The organism is Leucobacter sp. PH1c, from assembly GCF_000633415.1.
Lineage (GTDB): Bacteria > Actinomycetota > Actinomycetes > Actinomycetales > Microbacteriaceae > Leucobacter.
This window is the reverse complement of the sequence record NZ_AYMV01000012.1, coordinates 1-16,637: the sequence shown is the minus strand read 5'-3', so window position 1 is coordinate 16,637 and position 16,637 is coordinate 1. Positions and strand designations below refer to the sequence as shown.

The window sequence follows — 16,637 nt, the reverse complement described above, 5'->3', positions numbered from 1 at the left end:
CATGGCGGGAGATGCAGCGACCCGAGGCTCCGCGTCCGCGGACGCCGACCGCGGCGTGCTCTACCCGAGCCGCCTGCCCGAGTTCCACCGCCTCGATCCGCCCGCGCGGCTCGCGCAGCTCGTGCGATGGTTTTGGATCCCCGAGTGGTCGCTTGCGCCCGGCGCCGTCTCCCGCCAGGAGGTGCTGCCCTTCCCCGCGTGCAACCTCGTCGTCGAGCCCGAGGGCGTCTCGCTCGTGGGGCCGCCCACGCGGCGCTCCGAGCGAGACCTGCGAGGTCACGGCTGGGCCGTCGGCGCGCTGCTCCGCCCCGCCGCAGTGCCCGCGCTGTGCGCCGAGCCCGCGGCCCTGCAGGATCTGAGCGTGCCCGTCGCCGCGGAGGCGCTGCACGCGCGGGTCGCCGCGGCGATGAGCACGCGCGACGACTCGGCTGCCCCGGGCGGCGCGCACCGGACCCGCGCCGCGGCGGCGCTCGCCGCGTGGCTGACCGAGCACGTGCCCGAGCCCGACGCCGAGGGGCGGCTCGCGAACCGGCTCGCCGAGCTGCTCTTCGACCCCGGGATCACGCGCGTGGATCAGCTCGCGGTGCCCCTGCACGCCTCCACGCGCACTCTGCAGCGCGTGGCCACGAAGCACTTCGGCCTCTCGATCGGCAGCATGATCCGGCGCAGGCGGCTGCAGGAGGCCGCGGCCCGGCTGCGGGGCGCCGACGGGGCCGCGGGCGCCCCGCAGTCGCCGCCGGGGCTCGCGGCGCTCGCGCACGAGCTCGGATACACCGATCACGCGCACTTCTCGACCGAGTTCAAGGCCGTGCTCGGGCTCACCCCGAGCGCCTACCGGGCGCAGTTCCGCGGCCCGGAGGACTCTCGCCTCAGACCGTGAAGTCGGTGGCGACCCGGGCGACGGCGTGCTGCTTCACGACGCCCGCGGCGGCAACGTGATCGGGGTGCGTCGCGTAGACGGCAAGGCCGTCGGCGTCGTCGAAGTCGGCGACGAGGGTGACATCGTAGTTGTCCCCGTCGAAGAGCTCGTTGCGGTGCACCGCGAGCGCGCGGACCGTGGGCACGAGCTCCGTGAGGGGCGTGAGCGCCGCGGCGATCTCGGCCGCCTGCGCGTCGCGGTCGGCGCGGGTCTCGCCGCTCAGCTTCCAGGAGACGATGTGACGAAGCGTCATGTGAGCTACTGCTTTCTCGGGCCGGGCCCGGCTGGGGAGGGGGACGCGCAGGCGCGTCAGCGCAGCAGGCCGCCGAGCGGGCCGCGCGCAGCCTTCTCCACGGCGGCGGTGAGCCGCGCGGGGTCGACGCGCCAGATGGCGTGCCGCTTGCCGTTCACCTGAACGACCGGGATGTGCTCGGAGTGCGTGCGGGCGAGCGCGGGATCCTGCAGGATGTCGAGCTCGTCGAGGCGCGTTTCGATGCCGCGCGCCGAGAGTTCGGAGCGCACCCCGGCGATCACCTCGCGTGCGTCGTCGCAGAGGTGGCACCCGGGCTTCCCGATCAGCGTGAGCTGCACCGTGCGCATGGCCATCCTTCCTCGCCGACCACGGTCGGGCGATCCCGCGCACCGTCCGGGGCGCAGGGGAAACAAAAGGCGCCGGACCAGAGGCCCGACGCCAGCATCGATCGCGCTCGGGGCGCGCCGACTACTTCTTGTTACGACGCTGGTGACGCGTCTTCCGAAGCAGCTTGCGGTGCTTCTTCTTGGACATGCGCTTACGGCGCTTCTTAATAACTGAACCCACGGTCACCTCACAACGTCTCTCGGGCCGCCGGATTCGTGGCCCACAAAACAGTTATTCTACTCGGCGAAAGGCCGGAGCGCGAACTGAGAATGAGAAAAGGCCGTCAGTCGCGCAGCCGGAACCGCGCGACAAGCTCTTTCACACGGTTCTCGGCGCGCGCCGCGGCGCGTCCCATCCGCTCGGCGGCGGCGGCGGCTTCCTCGGGCAGCACTTCTTCGCCGGCCTCCACGAAGGCGTCATCCGCGGCCGGGCCGGGCACGCGCTCGCCGTTCTCGGAGAGGTACTCGACCGTCACCTCCGTGTCGAAGCCCGCGGAGAGGAACGGGATCACGAAGTCCTCGATCATCTCGAGTGGCTCGGGGTTCAGCGAGTAGAAGCGGTGCTGCCCCTCTTCGCGGACCGTGACGAGTTCGGCCTCGCGCAGCACCTTCAGGTGCTTCGAGACGGTGGGCTGGCTGATCTCCAGCTGGGCCACGATTTCCGACACGCTGATCTCTGAATCGCGCTGGAACCGCTCGAGCAGCACCTGCAGGATGTCGCGCCGGGTCGCGTCGGCAATGACCCCGAAGATATCTGGCATACCTCCCAGGGTAGTCGCACGGGCGCCATCTGTCCCGCATGCGCACTGCGGCGCGCGCTTCGCCCTCCGCCGCGAGGCGCGCTTCGCCCCGGGAGCGCCGCGTGTGTACGATGTCTTCATCCAGTTCGAGGCGGTGAGACCCACGCGCCTCGCGCCGTCACCGGAAAGTAGGGAAACCGTGGGGGCACCCGCCGTGAACCATCGCCGCGCCGCCACACTCTCGCGCCGGTCGTGGCTCGGAGCGATGATCCACTCGTCGCCCGCGCGCTTCGCGCTGATGGTCTTCACCGCGCTGATCCTGCTCTGGACGGCGCTCCTCTCGCTGCCCTTCGCGAGCGCGAGCGGCAAGGTCACCCCGCTGGCCGACGCGCTCTTCACCGCCGTCTCCGCGATCTGCGTCACGGGCCTCTCCACGGTCGACATGTCGACCCACTGGTCGCTCTTCGGCGAACTCGTGGTGCTCGCCGGCCTGCAGATCGGCGGCATCGGCGTGCTCACGCTCGCGAGTATCCTGGGCCTCACGGTGACCCGCCGGCTCGGCCTGCGCCAGCGCCTCCTCGCGGCGGGCGACACGAACCCCATGCGCATGGGCCGCGACGTCTCGGAGAGCCAGGCCGTCGGCCTCGGCGAGATCGGCGGCCTGCTCGGCTCGGTCGCGCTCAGCGTCGTGGTGATCGAGGGCGCGCTCACGATCCTCATCGCGCCCCGCCTCATGGCCGCCGGCTACGACTTCGCGCACGCGCTCTGGAACGGCTTCTACCTCGCGGCCTCCGCGTTCACGAACACGGGCTTCGTGCCGCTCCAGGGCGGGCTCGAGCCGTTCGCCACCGACGTGTACCTGCTCAGCATGCTGGCGATCGGCGTGTTCCTCGGCGCGATCGGCTTCCCCGTGATCTTCGCGCTCTACCGCTACGTGGTGGGCGGCGGCTGGCGCGCGCACAAGCGCCTCGGCCTGCACGCCAAGCTCACCCTCACGACCACGATCGTCTTCGTCATCTTCGGCTGGCTCGCGATCGCAGCCCTCGAGTGGAACAACCAGGCCACGCTCGGCGAGCAGAACTTCTGGCAGACGATGTTCAGCTCCGTCTACATGTCGATCATGACCCGCTCGGGCGGGCTCGGGATCATCGACCCGCTCGACATGAACGGCTCGACGCTCCTCGTCATGGACATGCTCATGTTCGTGGGCGGCGGATCCGCGTCGACCGCGGGCGGTATCAAGGTGACCACGATCGCCGTGCTCTTCCTCGCCGCCTGGGCCGAGGCGCGCGGCTACAAGGACGTGCAGGCCTTCGGCCGCTCGATCCCGAACGAGGTGCTGCGCATCTCGGTCTCGATCCTCATCTGGGGCGCGACGATCGTGCTCGCCGCCACCGTCGCCATCATGCACATGACCGGCGAATCGCTCGACATCGTGCTGTTCGAGGTGATCTCGGCGTTCGGCACCTGCGGCCTCTCGTCGAACCTCTCCGCCGAACTCCCCGACGGCGGCAAGTACGTGCTCATCGCCACCATGTGGGCCGGTCGCGTCGGCACCGTGACCCTCGCCGCGGCCGTCGCCGCGACGAGCCGCTCCCGCCTGTTCAGGTTCCCCGAAGAAAGGCCGATCGTTGGTTGATATTCGCAGTGACGCCCCCGTGCTCGTGATCGGCCTCGGCCGCTTCGGCGCCGCGACCGCCGGGCAGCTCGATCGGCAGGACCGCGAGGTGCTCGTCGTCGACACGGACCCCACCCTCGTGCAGAAGTGGGCCGACCGCGTAACGCACGCGGTGCAGGCCGACGCCCGCTCGATGGAGGCCCTCCGCCAGATCGGCGCAGACGAGTTCCAGATCGCCGTCGTCGCGACCGGCTCCTCGATCGAGGCGAGCGTGCTCATCGCCGCGAACCTCGTCGACCTCGAGATCCCGCAGATCTGGGCGAAGGCGATCTCCGCCTCGCACGGCAAGATCCTCGAGCGGATCGGCGTGAACCACGTCATCTACCCCGAGCGCGAGGCCGGCGAGCGCGTCGCGCACCTGCTGAGCGGCGCGATGCTCGACTTCATCCAGTTCGACAACAACTACGTGATCGCGAAGATGTACCCGCCCCGCTCGATCCGCGGGCGCACGCTCATGGAGAGCGGGGTGCGCACCCGCTACCGCGTGACCGTCGTCGGTGTGAAGACGCCGGGGCAGCCCTTCACGCACGCCACGCAGGACACGCTGATCTCGCCGCACGACCTCATCATCGTGAGCGGCACGGCGTCCGACGTGGAGCGCTTCGCCACGATCGGCTAGTCGCTCGGGAGCGGGCGGGATCCGGCGCTGCTCGGTGGCCGGATCCGGCCCCGCTCCGGAGTCTCGTCCGGTCCGGCCCCGCTCCGGTCCGGCGCCGGCGCCGGCGCCGGCTACTGCGCTTCGAGTTCCTCCGAGCGGCGCACGTTCGCCGCGAGCGCGCGGTCGAACAGCTCCGGCCAGCCAGCGCTCTGCAGCACGAGCACGGCCTGCTCGGTCGTCCCCTTCGGGCTCGTCACATTGCGGCGCAGCTGCGCCGGGTCCTCGCCGCTCGACTCGAGCAGCGCGGCCGCGCCCACCACGGTCCCCTGCACGAGCGCGCGGGCCTGCGCGGCGTCGAAGCCCCGCCGCTCGGCCGCGGCGATCATCTCCTCGACGTACAGGAAGAGGTACGCGGGGCCGGATCCGGATACCGCGGCGACGTCGTTGATCTGGTCCTCGCGCACCACGAGCACGGAGCCGACCGTCTCGAACAGCGCGCCGACGAGCGCGACATCGGCGTCGCTCGCGTTCGCGCCGCCCGCGATCCCCGTCACCCCGCGGCCGATGTGCGAGGGCGTGTTCGGCATCGCCCGCACCACGGCGGTGCCCGCGGGGAGCACGGCCTCGATCGCCGCGCTCGGCACGCCCGCCGCGACGCTCACGACCACAGCGCCCGGCTCGAGCGCGTCGGCGATACCGCGGGCAGCGTCGACCACGAGCCACGGCTTCACGGCGAGGATCACGAGGCCCGCGCCGGCCACGGCGGCGGCGTTCGCACCGGGATCCTGCTCGACCGCGCGCGCCGAGACGTCGTCGGCGCCGTCGAACTGCGCGGCGCTGGCCGCGGAGTTCGTGGTCACCGCGATCGGCCGCGCGATCTCCACCGCGGGGTTCCGCAGGCCCGCGAGGATCGCGCCGCCCATCGAGCCCACGCCGATCATGGCGGTCGCGGGAAGGGGCTGCTGCTGGGTCGTCTGGGTCGTCGTCGCTTCGCTCACGCCAACAGTCTAAGGAGTGCGCGCACGCGCCGGGAGGGCATATAGCGGCGCGACGAGGCCCGCCCCGTAGAATGACGCAGAAGAAGAGTTCGAACACTCGGCTGGAGGGCATCTGACATGAGCGCGTCGGGCGGCAGTAAGGCGATCATCGCGGCATTCCTCGCCAACATGGGCATCGCCATCACGAAGTTCATCGCGTGGGCGTTCTCCGGTTCGTCCTCCATGCTCGCGGAGGGCGTACACTCGCTCGCCGACTCCGGCAACCAGCTCCTCCTGCTGCTCGGCGGCAAGCGCGCGAAGCAGCGCGCCGACAAGGAGCACCCCTTCGGCTACGGCCGGGTGCGCTACGTGTACGCGTTCGTCGTGGCGATCGTGCTGTTCTCCATCGGCGGCGTCTTCTCGGTCTACGAGGGCATCTCGAAGATCCGCGAGCCCCACCCGCTCGAGATGTGGTGGCTGCCGCTCCTCGTGCTCGCCATCGCGATCGTGCTCGAGAGCTTCTCCCTGCGCACCGCGATCGGCGAAAGCCGCCCGCTCAAGGGCGACTCGAGCTGGATCCAGTTCATCCGCCGCTCGAAGGCTCCCGAGCTCCCCGTCGTGCTCCTCGAGGACATCGCCGCGCTCACGGGCCTCGTGCTCGCGTTCTTCGGCGTCGGCCTCACCGTGATCACGGGCAACGGGCTCTTCGACGGCATCGCGACGATCGCCATCGGCGTGCTGCTCATCGCGGTCGCCGTGATCATCGGCGTCGAGGTGAAGAGCCTCCTCGTGGGCGAGGGCGCGAACGACGACGACATCGAGAAGATCGAGGCGGCGCTCCTCAAGTCGAAGGACATCGACCGCATCATCCACATGAAGACGCTCTACCTCGGCCCGGACGAGTTCATGGTGGGCGCGAAGATCAGCCTCGACGCGAGCCGCACCATGAACGAGGTGTCGATGATCATCAACCTCGCCGAGCGGCGGGTGCGCGAGGCCGTCCCCGCTGCGCGGATCATCTACCTCGAGCCGGATGTGTACCTGGACCCGTCGGTGGCCCAGCCCACGACCAGCTCGATCGTGATGCTCTCGAGCGACTAGCGCGCCGCTGCGGCGCTGCGGGCTGCGGGCTGCGGGCTGCTGCACCCCGCGGCACCCGCGTGCTTCTGCGACCGCCTGCTGCGCGCTGCTGCACCCCGCGGCTCGCCAAGTTTCCTCGCCCCCCTGTTTCCTCAGTTTCCGCAGGAGAAATCCGATATCTCGGAGCATTCGAGGGGACTCCCTCCGAGAAAGCAGATTTCTCCTGCGGAAACTGCGGGAGCTGCGGAAACTGCGGAAACTGCGGGAGCTGCGGAAACTGCGGGAGCTGCGGAAACTGCGGAAGCTGCGGAAACTGCGGGAGCTGCGCGGGTCCACGAAGCACCGTGTCCCCGAGAACCACGCACGTTTCCTCGGAGAAATCCGGAATCTCGGACGCTCTCCCCGCAATAACTCCGAGATATTGGATTTCTCCGAGAAGAAAGGGGAGGGCAACCGGCCGGAACCGAGGACGGCGGGGAGAAGCTCGCCACCGCCGAGCCTCCCACCGTTCACTCACCGGCTACCCGCGCGCTGCACCCGGGAAACCGTGCTTCCTTAGCGTGGGATCGGATCGACGGGCACCCCTGCGGCGCCCGCACGCCTCACCTGGCGATCCGCTCCCACCTCCGGAAGGAACCCTCGTGACCTCTCGCGCACTCCTGCGCTCGGCGACGCTCGTCACCGCGACCCTCCTCGTCGGCAGCCTCGCCGCCTGCTCCTCTGCCGGCGCCCCCGAGGCCGGCGGCGACACGGGCGGCACGACCGTCGACGCCGCAACCGCAACCAGCGCCGCAGACTTCGGCGGCCTCGACGGGCTCATCGCCGCGGCACAGGAGGAGGGCCAGCTCAACGTCATCGCGCTGCCCGAGACCTGGGCGAACTACGGCGAGATCATCGCCGGCTTCGAGGACAAGTACGGCATTACCGTGAATTCGGCCTCGCCCGACGCGTCGAGCGCCGAGGAGATCCAGGCCGCGCAGAACCTCAAGGGTCAGGACACCGCGCCCGACGTGTTCGACCTCGGCGCGGCCGTCGCGCAGACGAGCACGCAGCACTTCGCGCCCTACAAGGTCGAGACGTGGGACTCGATCCCCGAGGACAACAAGGACCCCGAGGGCCTCTGGGTGAACAACTACTCGGGCGTCATGTCGGTCGGCTACGACTCGGACAAGTTCTCCGAGCCGAAGGCGCTGTCCGATCTGCTCGGCTCCGAGTACTCGGGCGCGGTCGCGCTGAACGGCGATCCCACGCAGGCGGGCGCCGCGTTCGCGGCCGTCGGCTCGATCTCCGCGCTCAACGGCGGCGGCGTCGACGACTTCGGCCCCGGCATCGACTTCATGGGCGAGCTGCGCCAGGCGGGCAACTTCCTCACGCTCGATCCCACGCCCGCGACGATCGCCTCGGGCGAGACCCCCGTCGTCTTCGACTGGTCGTTCAACAACGTGGCGGCCGCGGCCGACAAGCCGAGCTGGAAGACCACCGTGCTCGACGGCCCCACCTACGTGTCGTTCTACAACGAGGCGATCAACAAGGACGCCCCGAACCCGGCCGCCGCGCGCCTCTGGCAGGAGTGGATCTTCTCGGATGAGGGCCAGGCGCTGTTCCTCGGCGGGAACGCCGTTCCGGTCCGCGTCGACGCGCTCAGCGAGGCCGGCACCGCCGACCAGAAGCAGATCGACGCCGCGACCTTCGACACGGATTCCGCGAACTGGGTCTCCCCGACGCAGAAGCAGACGGACGCCGCGAACGCGCTCCTCACCGAGCGCTGGGCGAAGACGGTCAGCTAATCGGACTCGGCCCGGGGCGCTGCGACGCGGCGCCCCGGGCCTCCGTGATCCTCATGCGACGCACACTCCCGACGCTCGGCCTCACGCCGTTCGTCGCCTACGTCCTCCTGTTCCTCGCGGTGCCCGCGCTGCTCGCCATCGGCAGCGGCTTCTTCGGCCCCGACGGCTTCTCGCTCGCGGGCCTCTCCGTGCTCGGCGAGGCCGCGACCCTCTCCGCGTTCGGCGCGAGCCTGTGGGTGAGCGCGATCACCGCGGTCGTCGGCGGTCTCGTCGGCGCGATCCTGTGCTGGGCGCTCGCCGCGCTCCCCGAGCGCGGCCCGCTCCGCCGCGTGGTCGACGCGGCGAGCTCCGTGCTCGCCCAGTTCGGCGGCGTCATGCTCGCGTTCGCGTTCATCGCGACGGTCGGGATCCAGGGGCTCGTCACCGTCACCCTGCGCGAGCAGTTCGGGATCGACATCTTCGCCTCCGGCGTGTGGCTCTACGAACTGCCCGGCCTGTTCCTCCCCTACCTGTACTTCCAGGTGCCGCTCATGGTGATCACCTTCCTTCCGGCCGTGCTCGCGCTGCGCCTCGACTGGTCTGAGGCCGTCGCGACGCTCGGCGGCGGCAGCACGGCCTACTGGCGCCGTGTCGGGATCCCGGTGCTCGCGCCCGCGTTCCTCGGCTCGCTGCTCCTCCTGTTCGCGAACGCGTTCTCGTCGTACGCGACCGCGGCGGCGCTCATCAGCCAGGGCTCGCAGATCGTGCCGCTGCAGATTCGCGCCGCGCTGATCGGGGAGACGGGCGCCAGCCAGCAGGCCACGGCCGGTGTGCTCGCGCTTGGCATGATCCTCGTCATGGTCGTCGTGATGCTCGGCTACGGCCGCCTGATGGCCCGCGCCGCGCGGTGGCAGCGATGACGGCGCGGATCCCGGGCCGCCCCGGCCGCGCGCTCGCCCGCACCGTGATCGCGCTGATCGGCGCGCTCTTCCTGGTGCCGCTCGTCGCGATGCTCGAGTTCACGCTCCGCCGCACCACGGGCGGCTACGGGCCCGAGCACTGGGTCTCGCTGTTCGATCCCGCGAAGGCGCGGGTCTACCGGGTGCTCTTCGAGGGTCTCGGCAACTCCCTGCTGCTCGCCGGGCTCACCCTCGCGCTCGTGCTGCTGCTGTTCTTCCCCACGATCGTGCTCGTGCACCTGCGCTTCCCGCGGCTGCAGCGGGCGCTCGACCTGCTCACGATCCTGCCCATCGCGATCCCCGCGATCGTGCTCGTCGTCGGCTTCGCGCCGATCTACCGGGTGCTCGGGCAGGCATTCGGATCCGGTGTGTGGACGCTGAGCCTCGCCTACGGCGTGCTCGTGCTGCCATTCGCGTACCGGGCGATCGCGGCCGACCTCACGAGTATGGACGCGCGGGTGCGCGCCGAGGCCGCCCGTTCCCTGGGCGCCGGGTGGGGCACGGTGCTGCTGCGGGTGATCGCGCCGGGGACCAGGCGGGGTCTCCTCGCGGCGTCGCTGCTCACGACCGCGATCGTGCTCGGCGAGTTCACGGTGTCCTCGCTCCTCAACCGCATCACGCTGCAGACGGCGCTGCTGCAGGTGTCAAAGTCGGATCCGTTCGTCGCGGTCGCCGTCTCGCTGCTCTCACTCGTGCTCGTCTTCCTCGTACTCCTCGCGGTGAGCACCACGGGCGGCCCGCCACGCGCCCGTCGTGGCCGCGGCGCCCGGCCCCGCGGTGGCCGGGCAGCCGGATCGGCGCCCACCCCACCAGCCCAGTCCATCCCCCGATCCGCCGAGGAGAGCTCGCATGCCCACTAAGCCCCGCACCCGCACCACCGGCGAGGCCGTGCGGCTCGACGGCGTCACGAAGACCTACGGCAGCACGACCGTGCTGCACGGCGTGGACCTCGCGCTCGAGGCGGGCGAGCTCGTGTGCCTCCTCGGCCCCTCGGGCTGCGGCAAGACGACGGCGCTGCGCTGCATCGCGGGGCTCGAGACGGTCACGTCGGGCCGCGTCTCGATCGGCGCGGAGGAGGTCACGGATGTGCCGGTGAACCGCCGCGACATCGGCATGGTGTTCCAGCAGTACTCGCTCTTCCCCCACCTCACGGTCGCGCAGAATGTGCAGTTCGGCCTCGACATGCGCCGCGTGGCGCGGCCGGAGCGCCGCACGCGCGTGGGCGAGATGCTCGAGGTGGTGGGGCTCGCCGCACTCGCGGAGCGGTTCCCACACGAGCTGTCGGGCGGCCAGCAGCAGCGGGTGGCCCTCGCCCGCGCCCTCGTGACGCGCCCGCGGGCCCTGCTGCTCGACGAGCCGCTCTCGGCGCTCGACGCGAAGGTGCGCGTGCGCCTGCGCGACGAGATCCGGGCGATCCAGACCGAGCTCGGCATGACGACCGTGTTCGTCACCCACGACCAGGAGGAGGCGCTCGCCATCTCCGACCGCGTGGCCGTGATGGAGGCGGGCCGGATCGCGCAGCTCGGCAGCCCCGAGGAACTGTACCGCCGGCCGGCCTCGGCCTTCGTCGCCGACTTCGTCGGGCTGTCGAACCGCCTCGACGGCGAACTCGTGGGCGATCGCGTGCACGTGCGCGGCGCCGCGCTGCCGCTCGTCGCGGAGCCCGCGGGCTCGACGGGCGTCGCTGGCGCCCGCGTGACGGCCTACGTGCGGCCCGAGCACGTGCGGCTCACGCCCGCGCCCGGCGCGCTCGGTTCCGCGGAGGTGCCGGCGCGCGCGGCGACCGTCGTTTCGAGCGGCTTCCTCGGGGCGATCCGCCGCACAGTGGTGCAGTTCGCCGACGGGACGACGGCCGCCTCGCAGCACAGCGCCGATGCGGACTTCCGTGCGGGCGATCCGGTGGAGGTTGCGTTCGCCCCGGAGCCGGTGACGGTCGCCCCGCGCGCCTAGCGCGGCGCGCGGCGAGCCCAGCGGCGCGTGCGGCGAGCTCAGCGGCGCGCGTAACCCCGCGCGACGAGCTCAGCGGCGCGCGGCGAAGAAGTCGCGGAGCAGTTCGGCTGCCGCGTCCTCCCGGACCCCGGCGACCACCTCGGGCACGGGGTGCGGGAGCCGGCCGTCGCGCAGGAGGTCGTACTGGCTCCCCGCCGCGCCGGCCTTCTCGTCCCACGCGCCGAACACGACGCGCGGCAGGCGCGCGGCGAGGATGACGCCCGCGCACATGGCGCACGGCTCGAGCGTCACGACGAGCGTGCAGCCGTCGAGCACGCGGTCGCCGAGGGCGCGCGCGGCGGCGCGGATCGCCACGATCTCGGCGTGGCCCGTCGGATCCGGATCCGCCTCGCGCGTGTTGCGGCCCGTGCCGAGCACGGCGCCGTCCGGCCCGAGCACGAGCGCGCCGACGGGGATCTCCCCCGCCGCGGCGGCCGCCCGGGCCTCTTCGAGGGCACGATCCATCGCGCGGAGCTCCGCGGGTGATGGAGGGATGGTGGCCACGGCAATAGAATAGGCGCATGCGAGTTTTCGTTGCGGACCATCCCCTGATCACCCACAAGCTGACGGTGCTCCGCGACGCGAAAACGCCGCAGCCCACCTTCCGCCTCCTCATCGAGGAGCTCATGACGCTCCTCGCCTACGAGGCGACGCGCGAGGTGCGCGTCGAGCCCCACGAGATCCAGACCCCCGTGTCGCCCACGACGGGCGTGCGCCTGAGCGAGCCGCTGCCGCTCATCGTGCCGATCCTGCGCGCGGGCCTCGGCATGCTCGAGGGCATGGTGAAGCTCGTTCCCACCGCCGAGGTCGGCTTCCTCGGCATGGTGCGCGACGAGGAGACGCTGCTGCCCACCACGTACGCGGAGCGCCTCCCCGAGTCGCTCGCCGGCCGGCAGTGCTTCGTGCTGGATCCGATGCTCGCGACGGGCGGCTCGCTCGCCGGCGCGATCAAGTTCCTGTTCGACCGCGGCGCGGACGACGTCACCGCGATCTGCGTGCTCGGCACCCCCGAAGGCGTCGAGGCGATCCGCGAGGCCGCGGGCGACCGGAAGGTGACGCTCGTCCTGGGCGCGCTCGACGAGGGCCTCGACGAGCACGCCTACATCGTGCCCGGGCTCGGCGACGCGGGCGACCGCCTCTACGGCACCGCGTAACCGTAGCTCCACCACGCGCTGACGCCCCGTGACGACCGGCCCCGCCGGAACGTCACGGGGCGTCATTTTTCGTCACGGGTTGACACCCGGCGCAATGCTTTGCTTAACTGTCGGTTATGTATGACACCATTCGTCCCCAGTCCGCCTTCGAGGTGAACATTGGGCAGACCGGCATGATGATGGCCGGTCGGGGTGTCATGCGCTGTCGAATGTGCATGTGAACCGCATCTGAAACGCGTCTTCACCGGCGGATCCCCGTCCCGGGGCACCCGCACCTCTGAGCACTGAGCCACTCGGCCCGCTCGCCCGCACTCACCGTCGCCGCATCGGCGCGACGACCCGTTCCGCGCACCGGGACGACAGCACACAAGGACTTTCATCATCATGAGCACCACCCAGACCCTCCGCAGCGCCCGCCCCGACCTGACCGCGGTCATCCCCGCACAGGCCACCCCCGATCGCAACGTGCCCGAGGGCACCGAGGTGCGCGGCTTCGCGCTCTACGTCGGCCTCGCCGACGACAAGATCGCGGACGGCGATCCCCGCCTTGGCGAGATCGTCACCCAGATCAAGCGCCTCGTCGCGCAGCTCGCCCCCGCGGCGGAGACCTACGCGGCCGTCGCTCTCGCCCCCGAGCACACCGGCGGTCGCGACGTGGACGTCGTGCGCCTCGCCCTCGGCGATCCGGCGGCGCACGCCCGCCAGAAGCAGCACGAGGCCGCCGAGCAGGATCGCGCCGCGAGCGGCGTGACGCTCGACCTCTCGCGCAAGCGCGTCCTGCTCGACAATGTGCCCGCCGCGCTCACCTTCCGCGAGTTCGAGCTGCTCCAGTACCTCGTGCTCCGCGAGGGGCGCACGGTCAGCCGCGAGGAGCTCATCTCCTCGCTGTGGCAGGACGCGTCGGACGAGGACACCCCGAGCGAGCGCACCATCGACGTGCACATCCGCCGCCTGCGCGTGAAGCTCGCGCAGTACCAGGACATCGTGCGCACCGTGCGCGGCACCGGCTACCGCTTCGACCGTCACGCCGACGTCTCGATCCTGCACACGGCGGCCCCCAGCCCGGACGTCTTCTAACTCGATCCGAGGGTCGCCTAGCCCGCCCCGAGGCGTCCCATTCCGCGGAATCTCGGCCGAGAAGCTACCCTGCGTTCCCGGCCTGCGGTACTCTCGTACCCAGTTCGTATGCACCAGAGGAGATCGACATGAGCACGCTGCCCCCCGAGGGACAGAACGGCCAGCCGGACGCCGGCACCCCCGCCGAGCAGACGCCCGCGGCCGCGGCGCCCGAGGTCCCGCAGCAGCCTGCGGCCCCGCAGGAGCCCGCCGCACCGGCGACGCCCGCGGCCGCACCGCAGCCCGAGACCCCCGCGGCCCCGGCAGCGCCCGCGGCTCCCGCAGCCCCGCAGTACCAGGCTCCGCAGCAGCCCGCGGCTCCCCAGCAGCCGGCGGCGCCGCAGTACCAGGCGCCCCAGTACGCGGCCCCGCAGTACCCGGCTCCCCCTGCGGGCGGTCAGTACCAGGCGCCCCCGCCCGGCGGCACGCCGCAGGCCCCGCAGGGCTACCAGCAGCCCGGCGTCGACCCGGTGAGCAACATCACGCTCAACTACTGGCTCTCGGTGTTCTTCAGCTGGATCCCTGCGCTCATCTTCTTCTTCGTCGAGAAGGAGAAGGGCAACCCACAGTCGTTCGTCTTCCACCGCGAGAACCTCAACTTCTCGCTGCTCCGCGTCGGCGTGGGCATCGCAACCTGGATCCTCGGTGCGCTGCCCGTGATCGGCGGCCTCCTCGCGGTGATCCTCGCGATCGGCTCGTTCGTGCTGTTCATCTTCCACATCATCGCGGCAGCGAAGGCGCCGGAGAACTTCCGTCGCGGCCAGCAGCCCGGCTTCATCCTGAACGTTCCGTTCATCAAGTAGTCGCGCACGCGTGATGCAGGGCTCGGGCTTCGGCTCGGGCCCTGCGTCGTTTCCGGGGCTCAGGGACGTCGATCAGGACGTCGAGGGGTCCGCGGCGCCCGCGGCGCCCGCGGCGCCCGTCGCGCCGCCGGATTGACGAGCCTCGCGGCGCGCTCGGCGCTGCGCGCGCCACGCGTTCCAGCGCTCCCAGAAGCGCGCGAGCACGCGCCGCAGCCAGCCGAGCACCCGCCGCGCCCACGAGTACTCGGTGCCGAGCAGCGTGAGACCGAGGAACACGATGAGCCAGCCCGGCCCGGGCAGCGGCACGAGGATGAGCCCGATCACGACGACGCCGATCCCGAGCAGGGTGATGAGCACGCGATAGACGATGTTCAGCCACGGCCTGCGACGGATCCGCTCCCGCCACCGATGCATGAACCTGCCGAAACCGCGGCTGAGGCGCTGCGCGCGCTCCGCGTCGTCGGCGTACGGGTCGGTCATGAGCCGAGCCTACGGCCCGGAACTGAGCGTCACCCGCGGATCATGCGCCGCCCGCGTCCCCCTCGAGCACGGCGACTTCCTCGCGGCGCCGCCGGCGGCGCACGAGCAGGATCAGCACGCCGAGCAGGATCAGCCCACCCGCGATGCAGACGAGGGCGATGACGCCCGTGGCGCCCGTGATGGCGAGCGTCGGCGGCTCGGGCGGGCTCGTCTCGCCCGTCAGGTTGACGCCCACGTCGAAGCTCAGCACCGTCGAGTCGGCGCCCTCCGCGCGCGATCCCTCGACCGCCGCGTCCATCGCGAACCCGACCGACACGGCCACGGTTTCCCCCGCTGGCACGGCGAGCTCGGCCACGCTCACGCGGTCGCTCGTGTTGAGGGCCGCGAAGGTGTCGCTGCCCGTCACGCCGCCGATGTCCCAGAAGAGCGTCACGTCGTCGGCGAGACGCGGGTTCGCGGCGCCCTCGGGGATGACCTCGGCGAGGTCGAGCGTCACCGCGGCCACGCCCGCGCCCGGGCCGGCGTTCACGATGTTCAGGGTGCGCTCCACCCGGTCCCCGGGCACGGCCGTGCGGTCGCCGATGAAGGTGGTCTCGGCGCGCGCGTACTCGGCGCCGCGCCAGTCGAGGTGCACGGCGGGGCCATCCCACTCGGCGACGATGACGCTCGCGGGGTGAGTGTCCGACGCGGCGGTGCTCCCGGCGCCCGTGCGGGCGGCCTCGGCCGAGGCGGGGGCACTTCCGTCGGAGCTCCGCGCACCGAGCGTGGGGAGCGCGTCGGCGAGGGCGAGGCCCACGCCGAGGCCGAGCAGCAGGAGCACGGTGAGGAAGCCCGCGATGATCCGGCCGGGGGTCGAGAGGCCGCCGTCCGTGTCGACGGAGAGCACCCGAGCCCCGGGGGCGACGTGCGTGGTGGATCCCATGGTCAGGCCTCACTTCGCTGAGTTGTTGTGGCGTCCGGGGCGCTCTCGCGGCGCTCCTGCGCAAGCGCGAACTCGCGCTCCCGGAGTTCGAGTTCCCGCTCGCGCAGCGCGAGTTCGCGCTCGCGCAGTTCGCGATCCTGTGCCCGTTCGAGCGCGGACGCGGGATCCGTGGCCGCGGGCAGCGCGGACGGCGACATGGCGGCGGGCTGCGACGCGGACGGCGGGGCGACGCCGGGATCCGGCTCCGCTCCCGGGGCCGCGATACTCCCCGTGGCCGCGGTGCTTCCCGGGCCTGTGTCCGTGCGCGGAATCGTGACGACCGTGCGACGCGGCGCCCGGAGGCTGCTCCAGATGCCCGCGCCGATGAGCACGGCCGCGACGCCGCCGATGAGGATCCCGGGGTGCTCACCGGCCCACTGGCGCACCCAGCCGAGCCCGGGCACGCCGTAGAGGAAGACGCCCCGCACCTGCGCGGGGGAGACGGGCTCGTCGACCGAGGAGTTCGCGTCGCCCTGGGTGATGAGGCGGCAGCGGGTGCCGTCCTCGAAGGTGCCGACCGTCTTGCCGACCACGCGGTGCGTGATGAGCGTCGGATCGTTCGGTTCGGGGAAGAAGCTGATGATGGTGCCGACGCCCACGTCCTCGCACACATCCGCCTCGTCGATCCCACGCACGACGACCACGTCGCCGGGAGAGAACGTGGGCTCCATCGAGCCGGAGAGGACGGTGAGCGAGTCGCCGCCGAGCAAGCGCGGGACCACGAGAAGTCCCGCAACCGCGGTGAGCACGAGGATCACGAGGGCGGCGCCGAGCGCGC

The 16,637-nt window shown here is 71.6% G+C and carries 20 protein-coding genes; 11 read left to right on the top strand and 9 right to left on the bottom strand.

The annotated features are described in order from the left end of the window. Window position 1: 1 nt before the first annotated feature. On the top strand, window positions 2-880 hold the full coding sequence (locus U874_RS0104315; RefSeq protein ID WP_025133319.1) for an AraC family transcriptional regulator: 879 nt from the start codon (window positions 2-4) through the stop codon (window positions 878-880). On the opposite strand, the gene U874_RS0104310 is transcribed toward U874_RS0104315, so the two are convergent. From U874_RS0104310 to U874_RS0104300, 4 genes are all read right to left on the bottom strand, one after another. Then, on the bottom strand, window positions 870-1,172 hold the full coding sequence (locus tag U874_RS0104310) for a Dabb family protein (protein ID WP_025133318.1): 303 nt from the start codon (window positions 1,170-1,172) through the stop codon (window positions 870-872). The genes U874_RS0104315 and U874_RS0104310 overlap by 11 nt on opposite strands. Window positions 1,173-1,228: 56 nt before the next feature. Then, window positions 1,229-1,519: a glutaredoxin family protein gene (locus tag U874_RS0104305; protein WP_025133317.1), complete on the bottom strand. Its 291-nt coding sequence runs from the start codon at window positions 1,517-1,519 to the stop codon at window positions 1,229-1,231. A 121-nt stretch (window positions 1,520-1,640) separates the two neighbouring features. Continuing rightward, entirely contained in the window at window positions 1,641-1,739 is a 99-nt protein-coding gene (locus U874_RS15020) for a 30S ribosomal protein bS22 (protein WP_005504750.1), read from the bottom strand. 103 nt (window positions 1,740-1,842) lie between these two features. After that, window positions 1,843-2,319, bottom strand: a complete 477-nt coding sequence (locus U874_RS0104300) for a helix-turn-helix transcriptional regulator (RefSeq protein ID WP_025133316.1) — start codon at window positions 2,317-2,319, stop codon at window positions 1,843-1,845. Between the two features lie 244 nt (window positions 2,320-2,563). On the opposite strand from U874_RS0104300, the gene U874_RS0104295 reads away from it, so the two are divergent. Next, window positions 2,564-3,937, top strand: a complete 1,374-nt coding sequence (locus tag U874_RS0104295) for a TrkH family potassium uptake protein (protein ID WP_025133315.1) — start codon at window positions 2,564-2,566, stop codon at window positions 3,935-3,937. Beyond that, a complete protein-coding gene (locus tag U874_RS0104290; protein ID WP_025133314.1) occupies window positions 3,930-4,595 on the top strand; it encodes a TrkA family potassium uptake protein in 666 nt (221 codons plus the stop codon). Before U874_RS0104295 ends, U874_RS0104290 begins: the two co-directional genes overlap by 8 nt. Before the next feature lie 110 nt (window positions 4,596-4,705). Here the strand turns inward: U874_RS0104290 and proC are convergent, their stop codons facing one another. Then, window positions 4,706-5,515 (bottom strand): pyrroline-5-carboxylate reductase, encoded by an 810-nt coding sequence (gene proC / locus U874_RS0104285; protein ID WP_025133313.1) that lies wholly within the window; start codon window positions 5,513-5,515, stop codon window positions 4,706-4,708. 174 nt (window positions 5,516-5,689) lie between these two features. On the opposite strand from proC, the gene U874_RS0104280 reads away from it, so the two are divergent. The 5 genes from U874_RS0104280 to U874_RS0104260 all read left to right on the top strand — a co-directional run bounded on the left by U874_RS0104280 (window position 5,690) and on the right by U874_RS0104260 (window position 11,306). After that, a complete protein-coding gene (locus tag U874_RS0104280; protein WP_025133312.1) occupies window positions 5,690-6,652 on the top strand; it encodes a cation diffusion facilitator family transporter in 963 nt (320 codons plus the stop codon). A 620-nt stretch (window positions 6,653-7,272) separates the two neighbouring features. Next, window positions 7,273-8,418 carry an ABC transporter substrate-binding protein gene (locus U874_RS0104275; RefSeq protein ID WP_025133311.1) on the top strand — a complete coding sequence of 382 codons (1,146 nt, stop codon included), beginning with the start codon at window positions 7,273-7,275 and terminating at the stop codon, window positions 8,416-8,418. A 53-nt stretch (window positions 8,419-8,471) separates the two neighbouring features. Next, on the top strand, window positions 8,472-9,317 hold the full coding sequence (locus U874_RS0104270; RefSeq protein WP_025133310.1) for an ABC transporter permease subunit: 846 nt from the start codon (window positions 8,472-8,474) through the stop codon (window positions 9,315-9,317). Then, a complete protein-coding gene (locus tag U874_RS0104265) occupies window positions 9,314-10,216 on the top strand; it encodes an ABC transporter permease (RefSeq protein ID WP_081809895.1) in 903 nt (300 codons plus the stop codon). Before U874_RS0104270 ends, U874_RS0104265 begins: the two co-directional genes overlap by 4 nt. Further along, window positions 10,206-11,306, top strand: a complete 1,101-nt coding sequence (locus U874_RS0104260) for an ABC transporter ATP-binding protein (RefSeq protein WP_025133308.1) — start codon at window positions 10,206-10,208, stop codon at window positions 11,304-11,306. The genes U874_RS0104265 and U874_RS0104260 overlap by 11 nt, the downstream gene beginning before the upstream one ends. A gap of 69 nt (window positions 11,307-11,375) precedes the next feature. Here the strand turns inward: U874_RS0104260 and U874_RS0104255 are convergent, their stop codons facing one another. Continuing rightward, window positions 11,376-11,810, bottom strand: coding sequence for a nucleoside deaminase (locus tag U874_RS0104255; RefSeq protein ID WP_025133307.1), 435 nt, complete (start codon window positions 11,808-11,810; stop codon window positions 11,376-11,378). Between the two features lie 56 nt (window positions 11,811-11,866). Here U874_RS0104255 and upp point away from each other — a divergent pair, with 56 nt between their 5' ends. The 3 genes from upp (at window position 11,867) to U874_RS0104240 (ending at window position 14,418) form a co-directional block, all read left to right on the top strand. Then, window positions 11,867-12,499, top strand: a complete 633-nt coding sequence (gene upp, locus U874_RS0104250) for a uracil phosphoribosyltransferase (RefSeq protein ID WP_025133306.1) — start codon at window positions 11,867-11,869, stop codon at window positions 12,497-12,499. A gap of 384 nt (window positions 12,500-12,883) precedes the next feature. Continuing rightward, on the top strand, window positions 12,884-13,576 hold the full coding sequence (locus U874_RS0104245) for a winged helix-turn-helix domain-containing protein (RefSeq protein WP_029987633.1): 693 nt from the start codon (window positions 12,884-12,886) through the stop codon (window positions 13,574-13,576). Between the two features lie 128 nt (window positions 13,577-13,704). Continuing rightward, complete coding sequence (locus U874_RS0104240; RefSeq protein ID WP_025133304.1) at window positions 13,705-14,418, top strand: DUF4870 domain-containing protein; 714 nt, start codon at window positions 13,705-13,707, stop codon at window positions 14,416-14,418. A gap of 72 nt (window positions 14,419-14,490) precedes the next feature. On the opposite strand, the gene U874_RS14135 is transcribed toward U874_RS0104240, so the two are convergent. The 3 genes from U874_RS14135 to U874_RS14665 form a co-directional block, all read right to left on the bottom strand. Next, window positions 14,491-14,898 carry a TIGR02611 family protein gene (locus U874_RS14135; RefSeq protein ID WP_025133303.1) on the bottom strand — a complete coding sequence of 136 codons (408 nt, stop codon included), beginning with the start codon at window positions 14,896-14,898 and terminating at the stop codon, window positions 14,491-14,493. Between the two features lie 40 nt (window positions 14,899-14,938). Next, window positions 14,939-15,820 carry a hypothetical protein gene (locus U874_RS14130; RefSeq protein ID WP_025133302.1) on the bottom strand — a complete coding sequence of 294 codons (882 nt, stop codon included), beginning with the start codon at window positions 15,818-15,820 and terminating at the stop codon, window positions 14,939-14,941. 2 nt (window positions 15,821-15,822) lie between these two features. After that, a partial coding sequence (locus U874_RS14665; RefSeq protein ID WP_025133301.1) for a signal peptidase I occupies window positions 15,823-16,637 on the bottom strand: 815 nt, incomplete at its 5' end.